The organism is Erythrobacter tepidarius (assembly GCF_002155695.1).
GTDB classification, from domain to species: domain Bacteria; phylum Pseudomonadota; class Alphaproteobacteria; order Sphingomonadales; family Sphingomonadaceae; genus Erythrobacter; species Erythrobacter tepidarius.
In genome coordinates this window covers 1-21035 of sequence record NZ_MUYJ01000021.1, presented here as the reverse complement: position 1 = coordinate 21035, position 21035 = coordinate 1, and the positions used below count along the sequence as shown (strand labels likewise).

The following is a 21035-nucleotide window of genomic DNA, read 5'->3' as shown; positions in this document are numbered from 1 at the left end:
GATGCCGCGCTCGGCCAAGGCATGGCGGAACCAGGCGGCATCATAGCCCCGGTCAGCGAGCAACGCCTTGGCTCCTGGGAAGGCATCGATCATCAGGGCCACCCCTTTGTAGTCGCTCATCTGCCCTTCGCTGAGCAGCATGATCAACGGGCGGCCCCTGCCATCGCAGACAGCGTGAAGCTTGGAGTTCAAGCCACCTTTGGTGCGCCCGATACGTCGGGGTAGAGCCCCTTTTTTAGCAGGCTCCCCGCCGTCCGGTGCGCCTTGAGATGGGTAGCATCGATCATCAGTTGGTCGGGCTTGCCGCCCTTGGCGGCGAGCTCGGCGAAGATACGGTTGAACACGCCCAGGCGGCTCCAGCGGATGAACCGGTTGTAGATCGTCTTGTGCGGGCCATAGGCGGGAGGCGCATCGCGCCAGCGCAGGCCATTCCTGATCACGAAGATAATGCCGCTCACGATGCGCCGGTCATCGACCCGTGGAATCCCATGCGACAGCGGAAAATAGGGCTCAATCCGGCGCATCTGCGCCTCGCTCAACAACCAAAGCTCCGACACCAGCAGCACCTCCTTGGTGCCGATGTTGAATCAACCCATCGCCTCAAGTGCAAGCAACTTAATGGGTCCTGAGCCTAGACAGCCTGCTGCACTGCTTCGCTCCGGCTGGTGGCGGCTGGACTTGCCGCGAGATCGCCGCGAATATGGCGCGATGCGATAAGATATTGCAGCGTTCCCCACAGCGATGCTGTACAGCCCACCACGATCATCGCCGTTGCCAGCGGACTGCCTAGGCTTGTCTCAGGCAGTCGGTCACTCATGAAGCCGACGATCAGTGGTCCAAGCCCGAGGCCGATCAGATTGATGAAGAAGAAGAACACGGCCGACGTCAGCGCGCGCATGCGCAGCCCGACGAGCCCATGGGAGACAGCCAGTGCCGGGCCGAGATAGGAGGCCGAAAGGAAGTGGAACACGCCGGTCAGCATCAGCGCCAGGGTGAGGTTGGCGGTGGTGAGCATCACCAGCAGCAACGGCGTGATCGACAGCAGCAGCATTGCCGATCCCCAGACGTACCAGCGCCGGTCGCGCTGCCCCAGCCTGTCTGCCAGCCAGCCGCCAAAGAACGAGCCTGCGCCGCCACCGAGGCCTGATGTCAGCGCCATCCACACGCCAAGCTCCGCAAGAGCGATACTGTGATGGCGCAGGAAGAATGACGGCAACCAGTTCCCGACCGCGTAGATGACCGTAGCCTGCAGGCACCCGGCCAGGGCCAGATTGCGAAACGTGCGGCGCGACCAGAGGAAGCCCAGTACCTCAAGGAAGGGCGGCGGCGGGCCCGTTTCGGGAGGACGATGTTCGGACCAGCCGCGGACCGGTTCCTTCACGCTGAGCCGGAGGATTAACGCCACGACAATTCCCGGCAGGCCGACGACCATAAAGGCGGTGCGCCAGTCGAAGGTGTCGGCAATGTAGCCGCCAAGCGCGAAGCCGGTGAGAATTCCGATGTAGATGCCGATCGAATAGATCGACAGCGCGGTTGCGCGTTCCTTCTCGGCGAAGATGTCCGAGATCATCGAATGCGCGGGCGGACTGCCCCCGGCCTCGCCGGCGCCGACCCCGACACGCGCCAGCAGCAGATGGGTGAAGTTCTGGGCAAGCCCGCTGACCGCTGTCATCCCGCTCCACACGGCAAGCGCGAGCGCGATGATGCTGCGCCGGACCCCGCGATCTGCCCAGCGCGCGATCGGGATGCCGCAGGACACGTAGAACAGCGCAAAGGCGAAACCCGACAGAAGCCCGAGCTGCGTATCGGAAAGATCAAGATCGCCCTTGATCTGCTCCTGCAGGATCACCAGCAATTGGCGGTCAACGAAGTTGAGCGCGTAGACGAGGGTCAGCATCGCGAGCACGAAATAGCGGTAGGACTTACTTTCGTAGGGTGTGCGCGGCACGTCGCTGCCTGATGCAGATGTGGTGATCTCGCTCATTTGCGTTCCTCCCCTCGTCATTGAGGCTTCCCGCCCGACGTCGTCGAATCCTTGGGCAATCGCCTAGTGGGCGGCGGCGAGCGCCGCGCTGTTGCCGCCCGCTGCAGCCACTTCACGCTCGGCCTGCATGAACCCGTAGGCAGGGACGATCTCGCCGGTCCGATCGATGATCTTTCCCCAGTTGGCGACAATCCGGTCTGCAGCATCCGTGCCGCCTCCGATCTGGGCTCCTTCAGTCAGCGTCACGTGCGCAGCCGCGAAGTGTCCGGCGCCAGCGCACAGGATCGTGCGGGTCGGGGCATCCTGACCGACCAGTGGGATGAGGCCCGGACTGACGAGGCCGGGATCAAGGTAGGCCAGCGATTCTTCCGAGAGGACCCCGCCGGTCATCTGTGTGGCGGCGGTCGGGGCGAGGCAATTGACCCGGATGCCGTACTTCTCGCCCTCGATCGCGAGGGTCTGCATAAGGCCGACAAGCGCCATCTTCGCTGCGCCGTAATTGGCCTGCCCGAAATTGCCATAAAGTCCCGATGACGAGGTCGTCATCACGATCCGGCCATGACCCTGCGCGCGCATCGTGTCCCAAACCGCCTTGGTGCAGATGACTGCTCCCATCAAGTGCACATCAACCACCAGACGAAAGTCGGCGAGATCCATCTTCGCAAAGCTGCGGTCGCGCAGGATGCCGGCATTGTTGATCAGGATGTCAACACGCTTCCACTGCGCCAGCGTCTGACCGACCATTTCAGTGACAGCTTGCTCGTCGGTGACCGAGCCGCTTGCAGCAAGTGCGTCTCCGCCTGCGGTGCGGATTTCCGTCGCCGCTCGCTCCGCCGCGTCGATATCGAGGTCATTGACAACCACCTTTGCGCCCGCTCGCGCGAGTTCGAGGGCGTGAGATCTCCCAAGCCCACCACCGGCACCCGTGACAATCGCGACCCGCCCGGCTAGTTCCATGTCGCTTCTCCTTCCAGACTAAAAACTAACTCGCTCGTGAGTGAATAAACTGGACGGCAGGAGTTCTGTCCTGCTCCCGTCGGGACTAGGCTTCCTGCTTGCCCCTCCGCTGATTGCAGACTTCACGGAAGCCTGCCGCCATGAACCGCGCCATGCGCTGCTTGACGGCTTCGTAGTCATCCGAACGGCAAAGGCCGTTCGACAGCGTGTCGATCCGACCGGTTCGTGCAAGGGTCAGCATCAAGGCCCCGGTGACGAAGTGGTAGCCCCAGAAGATATCGGCTTCGTCGGCTTCGGGCAGGGCGCGCTTGAGGATCCCGATCAGACGCAGCACGACCGGGTCGAAATACTTGTCCATTAAAGCCGCCCCTTCGGGACTGTTCGAGGCCTGGGCTCCAAAGGCCCCGTAGTTCTTCCAGCCTTCGCCGCCTTCGATGTAAAGATCGAGATCGGTATCGAGAAAGGCGTGCAGCGCGCCTTCGATCGTCGGATTATCACCGGCCTCGCGATCATAGTCGTCGAGCGCCTTCATCCGCTTTTCGATGGTCACCACGGCGCGGCGCGCGAAGACCGCGTCGAACAGCGCCTTCTTGTCCCTGAAATAGTAGTTCACCAGCGTGTGGTGCACGCCGACACGCCTGGCGACGTCCTTGAGCGTGACGCCATAAAGCCCATGGCGCGAGAAAAGATATTCTGCTGCGTCAAGGATCTGCTCTGTCGTTTCCGCGCGGCGCTCGGCCTTGGACTGTGACTTCTTCCGCGGCGTCCTGACGGCTGGCAATGCCTGTCCCTTCCTCGCACTGGCCGCATCTGCGGCGACAAGATCGATCATAGCGCTCATGGCCTGCTATACTGGTTCCGCAAGCGCAACTTGTCGATCTTTCCGGTGGCAGCAAGAGGCATCTTGTCAAGTCGTACGACCGCGTCCGGAATCCACCAGCTTGCAACCTTGCCGTGCAGCGGTGCGCACAATGCCTCGTCGGAAGGCGAGGCATCGTCGCGCAATTCGACCAGTAGGATCGGCCGCTCGCCCCATTTGGCATCGGGGCGGCCGATGACCGCTGCCAGGGACACTTCCGGCAGCGCACCGACCAGTGCCTCGATCTCGGCGGGATTGATCCATTCACCCCCTGACTTGATCAGGTCTTTCGCGCGTCCGGTGATGCGCAAATTGCCCTCGTCGTCGATCGTGGCAAGATCGCCGGTTTCGAACCAGCCATCGCGCGTGGCCAGCTCGGCCTTGCCGAAATAGCGTTCAACGACCGATGGGCCACGCACCCAGAGGTGGCCCTCGGCGCCGCGTTGCTCCGGCAGCGGAGTTCCCTTGTGATCGGTCAATAGCAGGTCCATGCCGATCGCGGGGCGACCCGACTGCGCCGGATCGCGCGGCATGGCACCCGGTGGCGTCGCGGTACCGAGCGGTGAAAGCTCGGTCATGCCCCAGGTCGTCTGCACTTCAATCCCGCGCGCTTCGAGCCGCTCCATCAATGCAGGCGGCATCGGCGCGCCACCGACCATTATCCGCTGGAGGCTCGGCACCTCTCCACCAACCGCGTCGAGATGATCGATCAGACCGAGCCAGACAGTCGGAACCCCTACCGCAATGGTCACTCCCTCCGCCGCGATCAGTCGGGCCAGGCTCGCGCCATCGGTGTGACGGCCGGGCAAGACCAGCTTAGCGCCGGTAGCGGGAGCGGCAAAGGGCAGGCCCCAGGCGTTCGCATGGAACATCGGCACGACCGGAAGCACCACATCGCGTGACGTGATCCCGGCAACGTCGGCCTGCAGCTGGCGCAAGGTATGGAGAAAGTTGCCGCGATGCGTGTAGGTGACGCCCTTGGGCGCCCCTGTCGTTCCCGACGTGAAGCACAGGCCGCAAGGCAGCGTCTCGTCGAACTGGCCCCAGACCACCTCCTCCCCGTTCGAGCGGACGAGAAGGGGCTCGAGCGCCTCACCGATCTCGGCGGCACCATCGATGATCAGGACATGCCGGAGCGTGGGGGTACGGGCCGAAATGTCGCTGGCGAGGCCAGCAAGATCCGCACTGGCGATGAGCACCCCGGCGCGCGATTGTCCGGCCATCCACGCGAGCTGGTCGGCGGTGAGCCGCGGATTGAGAGTGTGGCACACCGCCCCCATGCCCATGATCGCATACCAGCTTTCGACATGGGCCTGCGTGTTCCAGGCAAGGGTCGCCACACGGCTGCCCTGCGCAACGCCCCGCTCGGCGAGCACCGCTGAGACCCGCCGCGCCCGCGCATTGAGCTGGGCATAGCCGATCCGCTGGCTCTCCCCCGGCGTCGCGGTAACCACCTCGGTATCGGGGTGCCATCTGGCGGCGTGATCGAGGATCCGGTCGAGCGTCAGCGCGAAGTCCTGCATCGCGCCATCGGGCATCAGCATTGCGGTGCCTTCGGTGGAAGCGGTGGGGAAATCACGCCGACGTTCCAGTTCCATTGCTGGTCGCCGGCAGCACGGCGGCGGCACACGGTCTCTTCATGGAGGTCGTACCGGTCCCCCATGACATCGCGGACGACCCTAGCGCTGCCATCGAAGACCATGAACGGCTTGCGCGCGTCGAAGGCTGGCCACTCCGGCTGGCCTTTCGCGACCGGCTTGCCCGTTTTTGCAAACGAGCTCCAGTATTCCACCATGGTTTGCGACAGGGCGGCCTGGTCAGGAGTCCGGGGGACCTGCGGCCAGTTAGGATAGGTCTGCCAGATCGTTCCGAAGACGAAGGGGATTTCTGCCGCATGGAAGGCATGAAGTCCGGCATTGTCGGCCGCCGGATATCCGTGATCGAACAGATACAGGTAGGCCGCCGAACCTGCGGCAGTGTGCTTTTCACCCATTCGCTGCACGGTCCATCCGTAAAGCGCATCGCGTGTCGCCGCGAGCATGCTTTCCTCGACATTGCCCGATGGATAGGCCGCCAGATAGCGTGCCGCGCTGTCGCCATATGCGGCGCGGATCTTTGCCTCGTATTCGCCGCGATCCTCAGGGATGGGCGGCAGCAACCGGCGCAGCGTGCGGATCTCGCCGCTGTTGAACCCCGCCAGCAGGGGCACGCGGGCCTGCTGGCCTGCATCGAAGACATCGACGGTCTGATCCGGTATGACCTTCCCGTCGACCGTCACCCATGTGGGATAGCCTGCGGCGAGCGAACGGTCGGTCAGATCGCGCGCGCTCATGGCGCGCATTTCGCTGATTCCCCTGACACCCAGTTGTCCCTGCAACCAGGTGCCGATGGCTTCGGATGCAGGGTGTCCGTACTGCGGACGCTTCAACGCAGGTGTCGAGACCATGTAGGCGCTCTGCATCACCGCCTTGTCGAACAGCCCTTCGGCAAGCGGCGACGTGAGCAGATACATGACGCTGAGCGCACCGGCGGATTCCCCGGCAATCGTGACATTATCGGGATCGCCGCCGAAGGCCGCGATATTGCGCTGGATCCAGCGCAACGCCTCGATCTGGTCGAGAAGGCCGTAATTGCCGGAAATGCCTTCTGCGGATTCGGCACTTAGTTCAGGATGGGCGAGAAACCCGAGCGGCCCGAGGCGGTAGTTGAGCGACACCACCAGCACGCCTTCCCTCGCAAGGCGCGTGCCGTCATACATCAAAGAGCTGCCCATTCCACCCACCAGCGCGCCGCCGTGGATCCAGACGAAGACCGGGGCCTTCGCCGAACCTTCCGGCGCCCAGATGTTGAGCGACAGGCAGTCCTCGCTCATTTCCGGCAGCTCTTCGGAATAGATCGAGCTGGCACTCGGCCGCGAGGCCGGCTGGAAGCACGGCGGGCCGAAGCGCGTGGCATCAGCCACGTCCTGCCATGGCGCCTTGGGCACCGGTGGGCGCCAGCGCCGCTCGCCTACCGGGGCCTCGGCATAGGGAATGCCCCGATAGACCGACACTCCGTTTCCGTACGCGCCGCGTATTGGCCCGGCCGGGGCCCTGACAACCGGGGCCTCCGCGGCCGCGCTGCCCGGCCCGGCAAGCGCCGGGCCGGCAGCACACAGTGCAAGCATGTACGCGATGCGGTGCCGCAGGGACATCAGAACGAATAGTCCATCCGGATGCCGAAGGTCGTCGGGCGCATGCGCGCATAGCGGCTGTCCAGAAACGCTTCGGGATGGACATAGGTGACCTTGTCCGCGTCGAGCAGGTTCTCCACATAGGCCGTGATGCCCAGCTTCCCGATCCGCGTACCGGCAAACAGGTTCACGTTGGTCCAGGCATCAGTGAAATCATAGGTCGGGCTGGCGGCATTGGGATTGCCCGGGACATTGGGGAACTGGTTCGGGAAAGATCCCACATGCGCCACGTTGAGCGACGCATAGGCCTTGGCGCTGTCCGACAGGGCAAAATCGTAGCGGACCGTGCCGGACCCCTGGAAGCGCGGGGAGGCCAGACGCACACCGCGTTCTGCGCCCGAGATCGCAGCCTCGAGATCTGTGAGTTGGCTGACGCGGGCGCGATTGAACGAGCCGTTGAGCGAGAAGCTCAGGCCCGCCAGCGGGCGCGCCAGAATCTCGAATTCGAGACCGTAGCTTTCCGCAGCACCGATGTTCGTGGCGAACTGGACTGAATCCGAGATGCGGTTGGCCTGGACCTGGATATCCTGCCAGTCGATGTAATAGGCGGCCAGATTGGCGCTAAGCTTGCCATCCAGCCAATTGCCCTTGATGCCGATTTCGTAATTAGTGACGCTGTCCGATTTCGCTCCATCGGGGATCACCAGATCATTCGGATCAAGCGCGCTGACCTGACCGGCGCGTGCGTTGACCACCGGCGTTCGGAAACCGGTGGCGACTGTGGCATAGGTGGTCATGTCCGGGTGCGGCTTCCACGAAACACTAGCCTTGTAGGAAAGGCGGTCATCCGAGACCTTGAGGCCGGTAGCCGGGGGAACGGGCGTCACGGTCAGCGCAGTGTTCCGGAAGCCCAGCAGGGCGGCCAGCAGGTAGTTGCTGTTGTATCCACCGCCGCGCGTGAAGGACTGCACCTCGGTCTTGCCGTAGCGAAGACCACCCGTGATCCAGAAGCTGTCCGAGAAGTTGTAGGTCACCTCGCCGAAGCCGGCAATCTCCGACTGGTCCGTATAGGCATCGAAGCGCAGGTAGTACTCGTCAGGCAGTCCGGTCAGCCCGCGGGCCGCGAGGAACTCTGGCGTGGAACGGTAGTCGAAATCGACTGTCCGGCGCTTGTCGTAATAGAAAAAGCCGACGACCCACTGGAAAGGCCCGCCGTGGGAGGAGACCAGCCGCGATTCCTGCACGAAGAGATCGTCGGCGCCGAACGCATCGAGCGCGAAGGGGATCGCCTGTGCGAATGTCCCCGCCAGATCGACATAGAAGGACGCGTCATAGGTCGAAATGGTCGTGGAGCTGATCAGTTCGGCGAAATTGAACTCGTAGTTCACCGTCACATTGAAATTGGTGAGCTCGCCCTGGAACAGATCGGGGCGATCCGACCGGCGCACGAACCTGCCCAGCGCCGGATTGGTAAGCGCGGAATCGGCCGGCATGCTGTTTTCATAGGAAGCCAGCAATTTGACCTGCATCCGGTCGCTCGGCTTCATCAGCAGGATAGCGCGGCCGCCATAGGCCTCGAGGCTGTTGGCATCCTTGATGCCCGTGCCGATGTTGTCGACCCAACCATCCTCGTTCCGGTAATAACCGGTGACGCGCAGGCCCATTTCGTCGGTTATGATGGGCACGTTGATCATGGCGTTGTAACGTTGCCGCAGCGAGCTGCCGTCGGTCAGCCCCAGATCTGTGCTGGCCGAAGCCATGAACTCGTCGAGGTCTGGGCTCTTGGTGATGATGCGCATCGCCCCCGCGAGCGAATTGGAGCCGAACAGCGTGCCCTGCGGGCCGCGCAGGAACTCCACCCGCTCCACATCATAGAGATTGGGGTCGAGGATGGTCGAGTTGCCGTTGGCGGAGATCGGCAATTCGTCGATGTAGATCGCGACCGCGCTCTGCAGTCCCGCACTGTACCCGTTGGTGTTGATGCCGCGGCTGGTGAAGTTGTTGAAGTTCTGGGTCGGCCGGTTGATCACCACGCCCGGAGTATTCTGCGCGATCCCCTCGTATCCGACGATGCCAAGCTCATCGAGCTCCTTCTGGCTGTAGGCTGTCACGCTGAGCGGCACATCCTGAAGATCCTGCTCGCGCCGCGTGGCGGTGACGATGATCACATTCTCGCGCCGGTCGGTATCAGCGACTGGATCAGACGCATTGTCGCGTGCGCCGCTGGCACCCTCGCTCTGCGCTAGGGCCGAGCCGGGCATACAGGCAAGAGCCAACGCCGAAGCGGAGGCAAACAGGATTCCCCTCATCATCTCTCTCCCTCGAATGCGCCGGTTTGATTCGACGTTTTCGTGGCATTTCTTAACGTCGCTCTTCAGCGAGTCAATATTCACTCACGCGCGCGTGAAAAAACTGGAGCAAACCAGACCGGCTCGCATCCCGGTTTTCCGGACGGACCGTGACCCGATTCCAGGGCCGGAAAACGCTTCGCGGCGCGGTGCCGCCAGACGTGCGATAGGAAGTGATCACCGCGGATCCGGCGAGCCATGAAGGGCCAGTGTCACAGCGTCGTGCGTTGCGTGACCGGCTTCGGCTCAGCATCGTTCCTCGGACCGGCTGCGGGCTGAAAAGAGACGAGGCCGCGCAAGCCGCACGCGCTCTTCTGTCCGGACGGTAGCTCTTGGCCGGTTCGCTGGGGCATCGGCGCTCGCCAAGGTGCAGGCCGTTGCCTGTTCCAGGTTCCCTTCGCCAGGCGAAGCGCGCGATAATCGAAATCGCTGCCAGACAGGCCCGAAGACCTCCGTCGGGGGAAGGTCTTCTCCTGCGCTGGACCCACATGCTGGCGTCGGTGTCCCCTTCAGACGGGAAAACCCCGAAGCGCCCTTTCGCGCAAGTCACTCGGCCCTCTGCCGGAGGACTAGGTAACCTTTGCTGCGCGCCATGAGCGACCGCCTTGGCGCTCGCTCCGTTTCTGCCCCTGTTTTTCAACAATTGATATTATTGAGGGGCTTAACAAGGGCGTACGGCACCCTAGGCTCAGGACCCATTAAATTGCTTGCGGGAGTGGCAATCGGTTGATTCAATGGCGGCACCAAGGAGGTGCTACTGGTGTCGGAGCTTTGGTAGTTGAGCGAGGCGCAGATGCGCCGGATTGAGCCCTATTTTCCGCTGTCGCACGGCATTCCACGTCGCTCTACGCTACCCAGCAGCCGCTTGAGCTTCGCGTTCTCGCCCTCAAGTTCCCGTAGCCGCCGGGCCTCGGATACCTCCAGCCCGCCATACTTGGCCTTCCAGTTGTAGATCGTCGCTTCCGACACACCATGCCGCCGGGCCAGGTCAGCGGTCTACATCAACGGCAAGGGCAATGAAGGGCAATACTTCGAAGGCGTCCCAGCCGTGTCCTGGAGCTTTCCTATTGGCGGATACCAACCCGCCCAGAAATGGATCAAAGACCGTAAAGGCCGCGCCTTGAGCTATGACGACATCCGCCACTATCAGAGGATCGTCAAGATTCTGGCCGAAACCGACCGCATCATGGCCGGGATCGAAATGCCGTTGGGCGAAGCGGAGGAGGGTGAGGAATGAGGGGCTTTATGGCTTTTGCGGCGCTGCTGATGTTGGCCGCTTGCGGCGCGTTCGATGATCCTGATGCTCAGGAAATGGAGCCGAAAACCTTCACATTCGAAGAAGCCCAGGGGCTTACAGGCGATGAAGTGGTGGCTGGTGAGACCTACGATGAATATGATGAACGCCGCGATGAGCTGGAGGGCGAAGCGGGCAGCTATGCTCGTTATGGCTGCACGGTCGATTGCAGCGGGCATGAAGCCGGATATCAATGGGCAGCGGAAAACGGGATAACCGATCCCGACCGTTGCGGCGGCAATAGCTGGAGCTTCATTGAAGGGTGCCGCGCCTACGCCGAGGAAAATGGGGGATGGTGATCGGCCAAGGCGGATGCCAGCCGCGATCTAGCCGTTCGGCTTACCCCCAAGTGTGAAAGGTGTGGAAGTGAAAGTCACACTGGCGCGGCCTCAGAGGGAGAGCATTTTCGCGCTTGAGCGGCCAGGTCTGGTGTGAAAGATCAAACTGAAACTAACCCCCGCTCAGCGGTCTGAGGCGCGAAAAGCGGTCGCCGGTCGCATAGGTTTTTCGGAGTCCTCAGGTAGGACCCGTATTTTCTCGGAGCACGAGCGGCTTTTTCCTTGCGGACTATGCCGCGCCCGTCACATCCTGCGAGGGCGGCCCCAGATGGACGGTTGCGCCTGAACGCGCAGCGACCGCTTCATGAGGGCAAGGCACATTCGATAGTCCCGTTCCGTTCCGGTCTAGCGCCGCATCTATCGTGGAACGGTTTAGGGAACCCACCGAATTCTTCCAAAAATGTCGAACTTCTTCACAATGATTTGGCGGTGGGAAGTCGACCCGGATCCAACCTTCTCTGCAACATAAATTATGGTTTACAATCTTACCAAGGCGCGTCCGATACCGCAGGGGTCAAGCCAAATTCTTGCGACGTCTCAGCCGGGCTGAATATTACGAAGCGCGCCGAACCTGAAGGCTTGCTGGGGGCGCTGTTGCGTCACTCTGCTCGCCGCTTTCGCGAGCACTGCAGGGTAGCTGGATACCCCATTATGGTCAGCTGCTCCGGGTCCACGATGCCACCCTCATATCATTGGCGGGATGATCAGCGAGTACTTTCATGCCCCTTGAGTGACGCCTTCGACGACTTTGATCTCCGTTCCATCCGCGCGCCCATGTATTAGCCGATAGAGCGCCGGCAGCACCAACAATGTGAGGATCGTCGAGGAGATTATCCCACCGATCACGACAGTCGCGAGTGGCCTCTGCACCTCCGAACCGGCTCCGACGTTGAGCGCCATCGGCACGAAGCCGAGCGATGCGACGAGAGCCGTCATCATCACAGGCCGCAGGCGTGTGAGAGCGCCCTCGCGCACTGCCTCCAGCACTCCCGATCCGCGTTCGCGCAGGTCGCGTATGAAGGACAGCATGACGACACCGTTGAGCACCGCAACACCCGACAAGGCGATGAACCCGATCCCGGCGGAAATCGACATCGGGATACTGCGCAATGCCAGGGCCGCCACCCCGCCAGTCAATGCGAGCGGCACGCCCGAGAAGACGATAGCCGCATCCTTGGTCGATCCGAACAGGGTGAAGAGCAGCCCGAAGATCAGCAGCAGCACAAGCGGTACGACCACCTGCAGCCGTGTCTTGGCCGACTGGAGCTGTTCGAACGTGCCGCCGTATTCAACGTAGTAGCCGGTCGGCAGTTCGACTTCGGCGCCGACCTTCTCACGCAGCTCCGTGATGAAAGATCCCAGATCCCGGCCGCGCACGTTGGCGGTGATCACGGCGCGGCGCTTGCCGTTCTCACGGCTGATCTGATTGGGTCCGGTCGAGAGTGAGATGTCAGCCAGCTGCGACAGCGGGACTGTCCCGCCAGCTGCAAGCCGAACGGGCAGATTGCCGAGTGCCGGCAGGTCGGTTCGCAGCGATTCGGGCAGGCGCACGACGACGGCAAAGCGCCGGTCGCCCTCGAACACCTCGCCCGCCTTGCGGCCGCCAGTTGCCGTGGCCACGGCATCCTGAACCTCGGCCATGCTGATGCCATAGCGTGCGAGCATGTCACGGCGCGGTGTGACCGAGAGCATCGGCAGGCCCGTGACCTGCTCGAGCTTCACATCCTCAGCCCCGGGGATAGACGCCGCCACGTCGTTGATGGCATCGCCGCTCTTTAGCAGCTGCTCGAGGTCGTCGCCGAACAGCTTGATCGCCACATCGGCGCGCACGCCCGCGATCAACTCGTTCATGCGCATCTGCACCGGCTGGGTGAACTCGTAGTTGTTCCCGGGAATCTCCGACACCGCCTTGTTCAGTTCGGCCACAAGCTGGTCACGCGGCTTGCGCGGGTCGGGCCATTCGCTCCTGTCCTTGAGCATGATGAAATTGTCCGCGACCGATGGTGGCATGGGGTCGGTCGCGACATCGGCCGTACCGATCTTCGCAAAGACGCGCTCCACCTCCGGGAACTGCCGGATACGTTTCTCCAGTGACTCCTGCATCTGCACTGCCTGGCCAAGACTGGTGCCCGGAATACGCAGCGCGTGCATCGCAATGTCGCCTTCATCGAGATTGGGAATGAACTCCGACCCTAGCCGTGTTGCTCCCGCAGCGCTGAGGGTGACAAGCAGGACGGCTAAGGCAACAGCGAGCTTCGGCCGAGCCAAGGTCTTGTCGAGGAGCGGCGCGTACCGCTCGCGCATCCAGAGCATTACGCGGTTTTCCTTTTCCTCCACCTTGCCGGTGACGAAGATGGCAACGGCAGCAGGCACAAGCGTCAGCGAGAGGATAAGCGCCGCCGTCAGGGCCAGTACGACGGTGATCGCCATGGGATGGAAGGTTTTGCCCTCGATACCTTCAAGTGCGAAGATCGGCAGATACACTGCGGTGATGATGATGATGCCGAAGATCGAGGGGCGGATGACTTCAGCGCTCGCCTTGGCCACGAGGCCAAACCGCTCGTCGCGATCGAGCAAGCGCCCCATTCGATGCTGGGCTTCGCCCAATCGTCGCAGGCAGTTCTCGACGATGATGACCGCACCATCGACGATCAGCCCGAAGTCGAGCGCACCCAGGCTCATCAGGTTGGCGGAGGTTCGGGTTGCCAGCATGCCGGTCAGCGTCATGAGCATGGCGATCGGGATCACCACAGCAGTTATCAGAGCCGCCCGGAAATTGCCGAGCAGCAGGAACAGGACCACAATCACGAGCAATGCACCCTCGGTGAGGTTCTTCTCGACAGTAGCGATCGTGCGGTCGACCAATTTGGTGCGGTCATAAAGCGGGTGCGCCACCACGCCTGCGGGCAGCGATGCTGTCGCCTGCTTGAGCTTCTCCGCAGCAGCCTGGGCAACAATCCGGGGGTTTTCGCCAGTCCGCATGAAGATCGTTCCGAGCACGATCTCCTTGCCATTCTCGGTTGCCGCGCCGGTGCGCAGTTCGGACCCGATCACAACTTCGGCCACATCGCCGACGCGGATCGGCACGCCGCCGCGGGTCGCAACGAGGATCTGCGAGAGGTCTGCTTCATTAGCCGCCTGCCCGGGAACGCGGATCAGGATCTGCTCGCCGCCGCGCTCGACATAGCCCGCGCCGCGATTGGCGTTGTTGCGTTCCAGCGCCTCGACAAGATCGTTCAGTGACAGACTGAGCGCGGCCAGCTGGGCCGGATTGGGCGTGACATGGTATTGCCGTTCGTAGCCGCCGATGGTGTTGACCTCGGCCACGCCGGGAATGGTGCGCATCTGCGGCCGCACCACCCAATCGGACAGGGTTCTGAGATCGGTTGCCGTCCAGGGACTGCCATCGGGTTTGGTGGCGCCGGGCTTTGGTTCGATCGCGAACATGAAGATTTCACCGAGCCCGGTGGCGATCGGTCCCATTTCAGGTTCGATCCCGGTCGGCAGTTGCGACCTGACCGCTTGCAGGCGCTCGTTGACCTGCTGGCGGGCGAAATAGGTGTCGGTGCCGTCCTCGAATACCACCGTGACCTGGCTCAGCCCATAGCGCGAGATCGAGCGCGTGTAGGATAGGCCCGGAACGCCAGCGATGGCCGTCTCGATGGGAAATGTGATGCGCTGCTCGGATTCGAGCGGGGAATAGCCTTCGGCCTCGGTGTTGATCTGGACCTGGACATTGGTGATGTCGGGTACGGCGTCGATGGGCAGCTTGGTCGCGCTCCACACGCCGATGACACATAACAGGGCGACAACCGCGAGCACGAACCAGCGCTGGCGGATCGAAAAGCCGATGATGCGGGCAAGCATGGCGCTTTCTCTCCCGCTCAATGATCATGGCTCGCGCCCGACTTCTCGATGTCGGCGCGGATCAGGAAGGAGCCCTTGGCGACGTAAGGCGTACCCGGCTTGATGCCTCTCAGCACTTCAGTCCACTCAGGCGAGGAGCGCCCCAGCTCAAGCATGCGAACTTCGTAGTCCTGGCCGAAATTGGCAAAGACGACCTTGAAGTCACGGAACGGCTGGATGGCTTCGGTCCGCACAGCCAGTGGCACGGTGACGGCATTCACCACCACCTTGCCGCGCAGGGCCATGCCGGCGCGCAGTCGCCCCGCCCGATTGGGGACAGAGGTTCGCACCAGCGCCGTTCCGGCCTCGGCATTGCCTTCAGGCAGGTAGTCCCCGAGCTGGCTCGCCGCGACGGGCGTGCCGTCCATGGCTTCGATTTCCACCCGCATGCCGGGCTGGATCACCGCCAGATCCTTGGGGAAGATATTGAAGATGACCGAGGTCTGGGCCGGGTCGGTGATGACATAGAGCGCGCGGTCGCCGGTCACATCGCCGGGGTTGCCATTGCGTTCGGCGACCACGCCGCTGACGGTCGCATAGACCGGATAGACTTGCAGGCTCTCGCTTGACTCGATGCGCGCCAGCAATTGCCCCCGCTGGACATAGTCGCCCACGTCCTTGGTCACGCTGACCACGCGGCCCGGAAACTGGCCGCGGATTTCCGAACGGGCAGATGGGTCGAGTGCGACGGTGCCGAACAGTTCGCGTGTCTCGACGATCGTCGCCGGACCTGCTATCATTATTTCGATACCGCCTGCCTTGGCCGCTTCTGCGTCGATACGGGTGCGGCCTTCGGGACTGGCGTATTTCCAGACGTGTCGCTTGCCGTTTTCGGTCGCGACCACCTCGACGTCGAAGCTGTGGGGCTCCTCGACCACGCCCTGCCCGGCAAGGAACTTGCCTTCGGGCTTGAAGGCGAATGTGTTGACCTCGCCACCCAGTCGCCGGAGCGTCATGGTCAGTTGCACGGTCCCCGGATCGACCGGTTCGCCGCCGCGCGTGGCATAGACCCTGAACTGCGGCTCCTGCCCAGTTTCGAACACCGTGACCTCGACGGCAAAATCGCCATCCTTGAGGAGGCGCCCGCCATTGGGGCCTTTCTTGGCTTCGCCTCCCTCCTCGCCATGTTCCGTTGGTGCCGGATCCGAACCACAGGCGGCAAGCGGAAGGGCGAGTGCGAGTGCCGCAATAGCGGCGGTAGAACGGATATTCCTCATTGCACTTCCTCCCCGGCGACGACGTCGAAGCGTCCGGTCAGCCGGTCGATCTGGGACTGGATGTCGCGGTAACGGGTCATTGCTTCGACCCACTGCGACTGAACCTCGATGATGGCGTCGGCACCGTCCTGCACATCGCTGAAACGGAAACCGCCGCGATTGTAGCCTTCGCGGATCTGCTGGAGCGTGCGGACCGCCTTGGGATAGACATCCTGCATAATCCCGTCGGCGCGCATCCGGGCGGCATCCGCCTCAGCCCTGAGCGAGGCCAACTGACGCAGGCGGTCAAGGCGGGCCGCTTCGGCCAGCAGTTCGATGCGCTGCCGTTCGGCCTGCGCTCGCTCGATGTTGCCCCGATTGCGGTCGAAACGGCCGAGTGGAATCGAGATTCCGGCCACCAGTGCGACATCGCCCGTCTCGCGCAGATGCCGCACGCCGACGCTCACCGTGTAGTCCTGCACGCCGCGGGTCTGTTCGACCACGACCGCCGCCTGCGCCCGTTCCACCGTGGCAGACGCAAGCGCACTGTCGGCCGCAGCCAACTGGTGCAGATGATCATCAGGCTTCTCGATCCCGCGCGGCACCTCGACGTCTTCTGCCTTTCCGCCCCAGAACGAGGCCAACCTCGCGCGAGCGGCGTTGCGGCGGGACCGAGCCTCGTCGAGCGCAAGCCGTGCCTGGGCAAAACGGGCTTCGACGCGGGTTTCGACGAAGAGCGGATCCTTGTAGCCGCGTACCCGGCGCAGGGCTTCGGTCTGCATGGCGCGCTCGGTTTCGAGGCGTCGTTCGGCAAGCCAGACAACTTCCTCGGCGATCTGCAGGTCGATGAATGCGCGTTGCACCGCCTCGGCAAGGTCGAGCCGGGCGAGGCGCGCCGAGGCTTCGGCAACACCGATGTCGCGATCGGCATAGGCGATCCGCGCATCGCGCTTGCCCCCGCGTTCGATGGTCTGGGTATATGTGACGGTCGTCTCGGCCTGCCGATAGACATCATAGGCGCCGGTGCCGGCGATGTTCTCGGCCTCGACCAACAGGACCGGATTGGGCCGAACATCGGCTTGGCTGCGCCCCGCCCTTGCAGACCGGATGCCTGCCTCCTGGGCCTCGATCACGGGCGACGCCGCAATGGCGCGGCGGACGGCCTCGTCCAGACTTACAGGTTCCGCACTTGCCGCTATGGGCAAGGCCAGCGCCAATCCGGCCAATAGGCCGACGCGCAACGTCAATGACATGGGACAACTCCTGAAACACTTGGCAATCGCGGGCGAAGAAAGACGCCCGCCAAAGTGGCAGGTTTCAGGCTAGCGGGGGCTCGATCGGTGGTGCCGATGCTCGTGACAGGAGATCTGTGACCTCGCCCGGACGGAGCTTGTCTCGGTTCGCGTAAGGTCCGTCTACATTATACCCGCATCCGACCATCATCGCTGCCGGACAATGGTGATGATGGAAGATCTCCTGCGACGGATCAGAGGATGAATTGTCTGAGAAATCTTCGTGGGCATCAGCATGGAGCGCATCAGCCACAAGAACACTGGCCTGACCATGATCGTGATCGTCCCCATGCGCCGCAGCAGGCGCATGAAAACCGGCGCAAAGCACCGAGAAAAGAATCAGGAACTGGAGAACAATGCCCCTCATAGTGCCCACCTAGCAGGGCAATACAGCAGCAGCAAGCGCATCACTTGCACTGTTCCTGGCCCAGAGCATGACGAAGCTCCTCCGGTATGGGCATGGTCACGAAGGCACTGACCGCTGCTCGCCCGGTGTTTCCAAGTGGGATCCGCCCCAGCAGAGCGCCGAGGGGCGCAAGCATCAGACGCAGCACCTGTCCGCGCGCCTCCCGCCATTCGCGCCGGGATATGGCAAAGGTTAGCATGAGCGCATGGGCATGGAGATGAAGCCGCAGGATCTGCTGAGAAAGGATATGCGCGCGTTCCAGATAGTGCCAGGCATCGGCCGCGTCCTGGCCAGCCCTCGCTTGCCGGAAAGCACCGATCTCCGCCCAATATGCGGTTTCGAGCTGCTTCATACCGGAACCCCTCTTGCCGCAAGTTCATATCGAGCCTGCCGAACCACCTGCCATCCACCTTGAAGCCCGAGAAGCGCCATGATGAGCGCGACGACGAGGTCGGGGAGGCCGCTGCCCGTCCACAGCACCACGAAGCCCGCGCCAATCACCAGCAGGTTGTTGATCGCATCGTTGCGCGAGCAGACCCAGACTGATCGCATGTTGGCGTCACCCGACCGGAAACGATAGAGCAGGAGCGCCACCGAGATGTTCGTCACCAGCGCGAGAGCGCCGATGCCTGTCATCGCCCAAGGATCGGGCTGGGTTCCAGCAACAAGGCCCCAGACCGCCGAGACCATCACCCCGAGTGCAAAGGCCAGAATGGTCAGCCCTTTGACCAGCGCGGTCCGCGCCCGCCAGACAAGCGCCATTCCGGCGACGCCAAGGCTGATCGCGTAGTTTGCGGCATCGCCCAGAAAATCGAGCGCGTCAGCCTGTAGCGAGCGGGATCCCGATGCGGCACCCGCGATGATCTCGACGAAAAACATCACGGCATTGACGACGAGCGCGATCCACAACGCCCTGCGCCACGCAGGATCATTGCGCGCGGTGTCGTCACTGCAGGAACTGGCGCAGCAACTGTCCGCCATGGCCGAAACTCCTTGGTTCGTTCGAGTCGGCCCTCTATATGCACCCTGTAGCAACTACAGGGTCAAGCGATGAAAATCGGCGAACTGTCCAGGGCGACCGGCACCAACATCGAGACGATCCGCTATTACGAGCGGATCGGTTTGTTGCCCGAACCGGCCCGGACTGCGGGCAATTATCGCTCCTATGGCGAAGCGCATCGCACGCGGCTCGCTTTCGTCCGTCATTCACGCGAGTTGGGCTTCACCATCGAGGAAGTGCGCTCGCTGCTCGATCTGGCCGACCATCCCGAGCGCGAGTGCTCGGAGGCCGATAGGATCGCCACCCGGCATCTGACGCAAGTCGAAGAAAAGATCGGCCAGCTCGTCACCCTGCGCGACGAACTATCGCGCATCATCGGTCGCTGCCGGGGCGGACTTGCCGCCGATTGCCGCGTGATCGAGGCCCTCGGGGACCACACCATGTGCAACGGAGACCACGAATGATCTATCTGGTCGTCAAAACCGCAATCACGGCGATCATCATTGTCGTGGTTTCCGAAGTCGCGCGGCGGAGCGCTGGACTAGGCGCATTGCTGGCATCGCTCCCGCTTGTCGCCTTGCTCAGCATGATCTGGCTCTGGCGAGACACTGGCGACGCCGCGCGCATGGCCAGCTATTCGCAGGCCACATTCTGGTACGTTCTTCCGAGCCTGCCGATGTTCCTGCTGATCCCTGTTCTGCTCAAGCGCGGCTTCGCATTCTGGCCCACACTCGCGGCCGGCTGCGTCCTAACCATCGTCCTGTACGTCGGCATGGCGGCGGTACTCGCTCGTTGGGATATCCGGCTGTGACAGCGCCTCTCCCAACAATTGCCTGGTACGTTCTCGCGGCAATCGCCGAGATCGCCGGTTGCTTTGCCTTCTGGGCAGTCCTTCGGCTCGAGCGATCGCCGGTCTGGCTGGCCGCCGGGATCCTGTCACTGGTCGTCTTTGCCTACGCCCTGACCAGGGTAGAAGCGGAAGCCGCCGGGCGAGCCTTTGCGTATCCATCCGGTGAAGGCCGCACCCGTTTCAGTTAGCGGTCACTGGGTTTGATGATGCGTTTTGCTGCGGCGTTACGACGAGCGGCGATCCGGCCGAGGATGCCGTTGATCGGGAAGACATCGAGTTCGTCTGGATCGTAGTCGTCGAGCCATTCGCTGACATCGGCGTGATCTGGATGGTCCGGATCGTTTCTCGCCTCGAGCATTTCGTAGAACCCCGGGATGCCGCCGCAGTCCTCGGGAGGGCAGTTGCGCTCACCGGCGATGAAACGCGGATATGCCGTGGAGCGATCCCCAGCTCGGACATCCCTGATGATCAAACTGTGTTCCCAGTAATCGCCGAAATCATAGACATAATGAATCCGGGTAGTGCCGGGAGCAAGCACATCGCGCAGTCGTGTGCGGGAGGCGACCTTGCGGGGAGCGGTCCCCCAGTCCTCGTCCATGGGCAGGCCGTAGGTCTGGTGATCGATGACCATCTCCCAGAGGTGATAGTCGAGCCATCCCATGGCGGTCTGGACGATCTCGTGCAGCACCTTGAGGGTGATGGAGGTTGGGACTTCGAGCTCTCGCCAGATGAGCGGGTCGGAATCGTTCAGCTCGATACGCAGCGTGGCGATCTCGGTAAAACTGTCGATGGCGCTTTGGCGGGTCATGCCGCCTGCGATAGCAGACCTTCACTCTTGCGCCAGTTCCAAGGCAGCAGCTGATCGAGCCTGGTGGCGGGATGATCGGCGATGCGAGCGAGGACATCGGCGAGCCAGGCCTGCGGATCGACATCGTTGAGCCTGGCGGTCTGGATCAGGGTGTAGATGATGACGGCACGCTGGCCGCCGCGATCGGATCCGCAGAACAGCCATGCCTTGCGGCCAAGCGGGATGCAGCGGAGCGCGCGCTCAGCTGCGTTGTTGGTGAGGCAGATCCGGCCATCGTCGAGGAAGCGGGTGAACGCGTCCCAGCGCTTGAGCATGTAGAAGCAGGCCTTGGTGAGATCATGGCCGCGCGATAGCTTGGCGACCTGCTCGGTCAGCCAGGTGTGGAGCTCGGCCATGAGCGGCGCGCTGAGTTCCTGGCGAACTGCAAGCCGCTCGGCCGGGCTCTTGCCGTTGATGCCGCGCTCGATGTCGAACAGGGCATCGAGGCGCTGCACGGCTTCGAGCGCGATCGGATAGATCATGGCGGCGCTCTGTCCGCGACTCTTCTTGCGGGCCGAGCTTACGACATCGGCCAGCTCGAAGAACTTGCGCCTCGCATGGGCGAAGCAGCCTGCCTCGAGCACGG

18 protein-coding genes and 2 pseudogenes are annotated in these 21035 nt (G+C 62.9%); 5 read left to right on the top strand and 15 right to left on the bottom strand.

The genetic code is table 11. From position 1 onward, the window contains the following. The 8 genes and pseudogenes from BZF61_RS15155 to BZF61_RS15120 form a co-directional block, all read right to left on the bottom strand. A pseudogene (locus BZF61_RS15155) lies at positions 1-557 on the bottom strand (IS5 family transposase); the annotation flags it as partial. 74 nt (positions 558-631) lie between these two features. Next, positions 632-1984, bottom strand: coding sequence for a spinster family MFS transporter (locus BZF61_RS15150; protein WP_086620139.1), 1353 nt, complete (start codon positions 1982-1984; stop codon positions 632-634). 63 nt (positions 1985-2047) lie between these two features. Then, positions 2048-2941 (bottom strand): SDR family NAD(P)-dependent oxidoreductase, encoded by an 894-nt coding sequence (locus BZF61_RS15145; RefSeq protein ID WP_086620138.1) that lies wholly within the window; start codon positions 2939-2941, stop codon positions 2048-2050. A gap of 85 nt (positions 2942-3026) precedes the next feature. Next, positions 3027-3773, bottom strand: a complete 747-nt coding sequence (locus tag BZF61_RS15140) for a TetR/AcrR family transcriptional regulator (RefSeq protein ID WP_086620137.1) — start codon at positions 3771-3773, stop codon at positions 3027-3029. Positions 3774-3778: 5 nt separating this feature from the next. Further along, positions 3779-5338: an AMP-binding protein gene (locus BZF61_RS15135; protein WP_086620141.1), complete on the bottom strand. Its 1560-nt coding sequence runs from the start codon at positions 5336-5338 to the stop codon at positions 3779-3781. After that, the gene (locus tag BZF61_RS15130) at positions 5338-6993 is read right to left on the bottom strand and encodes a carboxylesterase/lipase family protein (RefSeq protein ID WP_245804675.1); all 1656 of its coding nucleotides are present in this window, start codon (positions 6991-6993) and stop codon (positions 5338-5340) included. The genes BZF61_RS15135 and BZF61_RS15130 overlap by 1 nt, the downstream gene beginning before the upstream one ends. Next, the gene (locus tag BZF61_RS15125; protein ID WP_086620142.1) at positions 6993-9281 is read right to left on the bottom strand and encodes a TonB-dependent receptor; all 2289 of its coding nucleotides are present in this window, start codon (positions 9279-9281) and stop codon (positions 6993-6995) included. Before BZF61_RS15125 ends, BZF61_RS15130 begins: the two co-directional genes overlap by 1 nt. Positions 9282-10175: 894 nt before the next feature. Beyond that, positions 10176-10313 (bottom strand): annotated as a pseudogene (locus BZF61_RS15120) (transposase); the annotation flags it as partial. Here BZF61_RS15120 and BZF61_RS15115 point away from each other — a divergent pair. Next, positions 10273-10557, top strand: a complete 285-nt coding sequence (locus BZF61_RS15115; RefSeq protein ID WP_158094109.1) for a type ISP restriction/modification enzyme — start codon at positions 10273-10275, stop codon at positions 10555-10557. The pseudogene BZF61_RS15120 and the gene BZF61_RS15115 sit on opposite strands and share 41 nt — an antisense overlap. Then, positions 10554-10913, top strand: coding sequence for a hypothetical protein (locus BZF61_RS15950; RefSeq protein ID WP_211276807.1), 360 nt, complete (start codon positions 10554-10556; stop codon positions 10911-10913). Before BZF61_RS15115 ends, BZF61_RS15950 begins: the two co-directional genes overlap by 4 nt. A 756-nt stretch (positions 10914-11669) precedes the next feature. Here BZF61_RS15950 and BZF61_RS15105 read toward each other — a convergent pair. From BZF61_RS15105 to BZF61_RS15085, 5 genes are all read right to left on the bottom strand, one after another. Continuing rightward, complete coding sequence (locus BZF61_RS15105) at positions 11670-14819, bottom strand: efflux RND transporter permease subunit (protein ID WP_051221206.1); 3150 nt, start codon at positions 14817-14819, stop codon at positions 11670-11672. Between the two features lie 17 nt (positions 14820-14836). Next, positions 14837-16075: an efflux RND transporter periplasmic adaptor subunit gene (locus BZF61_RS15100; RefSeq protein ID WP_027443903.1), complete on the bottom strand. Its 1239-nt coding sequence runs from the start codon at positions 16073-16075 to the stop codon at positions 14837-14839. Next, complete coding sequence (locus BZF61_RS15095; protein ID WP_027443902.1) at positions 16072-17307, bottom strand: TolC family protein; 1236 nt, start codon at positions 17305-17307, stop codon at positions 16072-16074. The genes BZF61_RS15100 and BZF61_RS15095 overlap by 4 nt, the downstream gene beginning before the upstream one ends. Before the next feature lie 446 nt (positions 17308-17753). Then, a complete protein-coding gene (locus BZF61_RS15090; protein WP_027443901.1) occupies positions 17754-18104 on the bottom strand; it encodes a DUF3703 domain-containing protein in 351 nt (116 codons plus the stop codon). Then, positions 18101-18733 carry a cation efflux transmembrane domain-containing protein gene (locus tag BZF61_RS15085; protein WP_027443900.1) on the bottom strand — a complete coding sequence of 211 codons (633 nt, stop codon included), beginning with the start codon at positions 18731-18733 and terminating at the stop codon, positions 18101-18103. The genes BZF61_RS15090 and BZF61_RS15085 overlap by 4 nt, the downstream gene beginning before the upstream one ends. Before the next feature lie 69 nt (positions 18734-18802). Here BZF61_RS15085 and BZF61_RS15080 point away from each other — a divergent pair, with 69 nt between their 5' ends. Genes BZF61_RS15080 through BZF61_RS15070 form a run of 3 tightly spaced genes read left to right on the top strand, consistent with a single transcriptional unit; the run spans position 18803 to position 19790 of the window. Continuing rightward, positions 18803-19216, top strand: coding sequence for a MerR family transcriptional regulator (locus tag BZF61_RS15080; RefSeq protein ID WP_027443899.1), 414 nt, complete (start codon positions 18803-18805; stop codon positions 19214-19216). Beyond that, positions 19213-19563, top strand: coding sequence for a DUF3147 family protein (locus BZF61_RS15075; protein ID WP_027443898.1), 351 nt, complete (start codon positions 19213-19215; stop codon positions 19561-19563). The genes BZF61_RS15080 and BZF61_RS15075 overlap by 4 nt, the downstream gene beginning before the upstream one ends. Continuing rightward, positions 19560-19790: a YnfA family protein gene (locus tag BZF61_RS15070; RefSeq protein WP_084625176.1), complete on the top strand. Its 231-nt coding sequence runs from the start codon at positions 19560-19562 to the stop codon at positions 19788-19790. Before BZF61_RS15075 ends, BZF61_RS15070 begins: the two co-directional genes overlap by 4 nt. Here BZF61_RS15070 and BZF61_RS15065 read toward each other — a convergent pair. Then, positions 19787-20410, bottom strand: coding sequence for a plasmid pRiA4b ORF-3 family protein (locus BZF61_RS15065; protein ID WP_027443935.1), 624 nt, complete (start codon positions 20408-20410; stop codon positions 19787-19789). The genes BZF61_RS15070 and BZF61_RS15065 overlap by 4 nt on opposite strands. Further along, on the bottom strand, positions 20407-21035 hold a 629-nt coding region (gene tnpC, locus BZF61_RS15060), incomplete at its 5' end, for an IS66 family transposase (RefSeq protein ID WP_143736998.1). The genes BZF61_RS15065 and tnpC, both read right to left, overlap by 4 nt.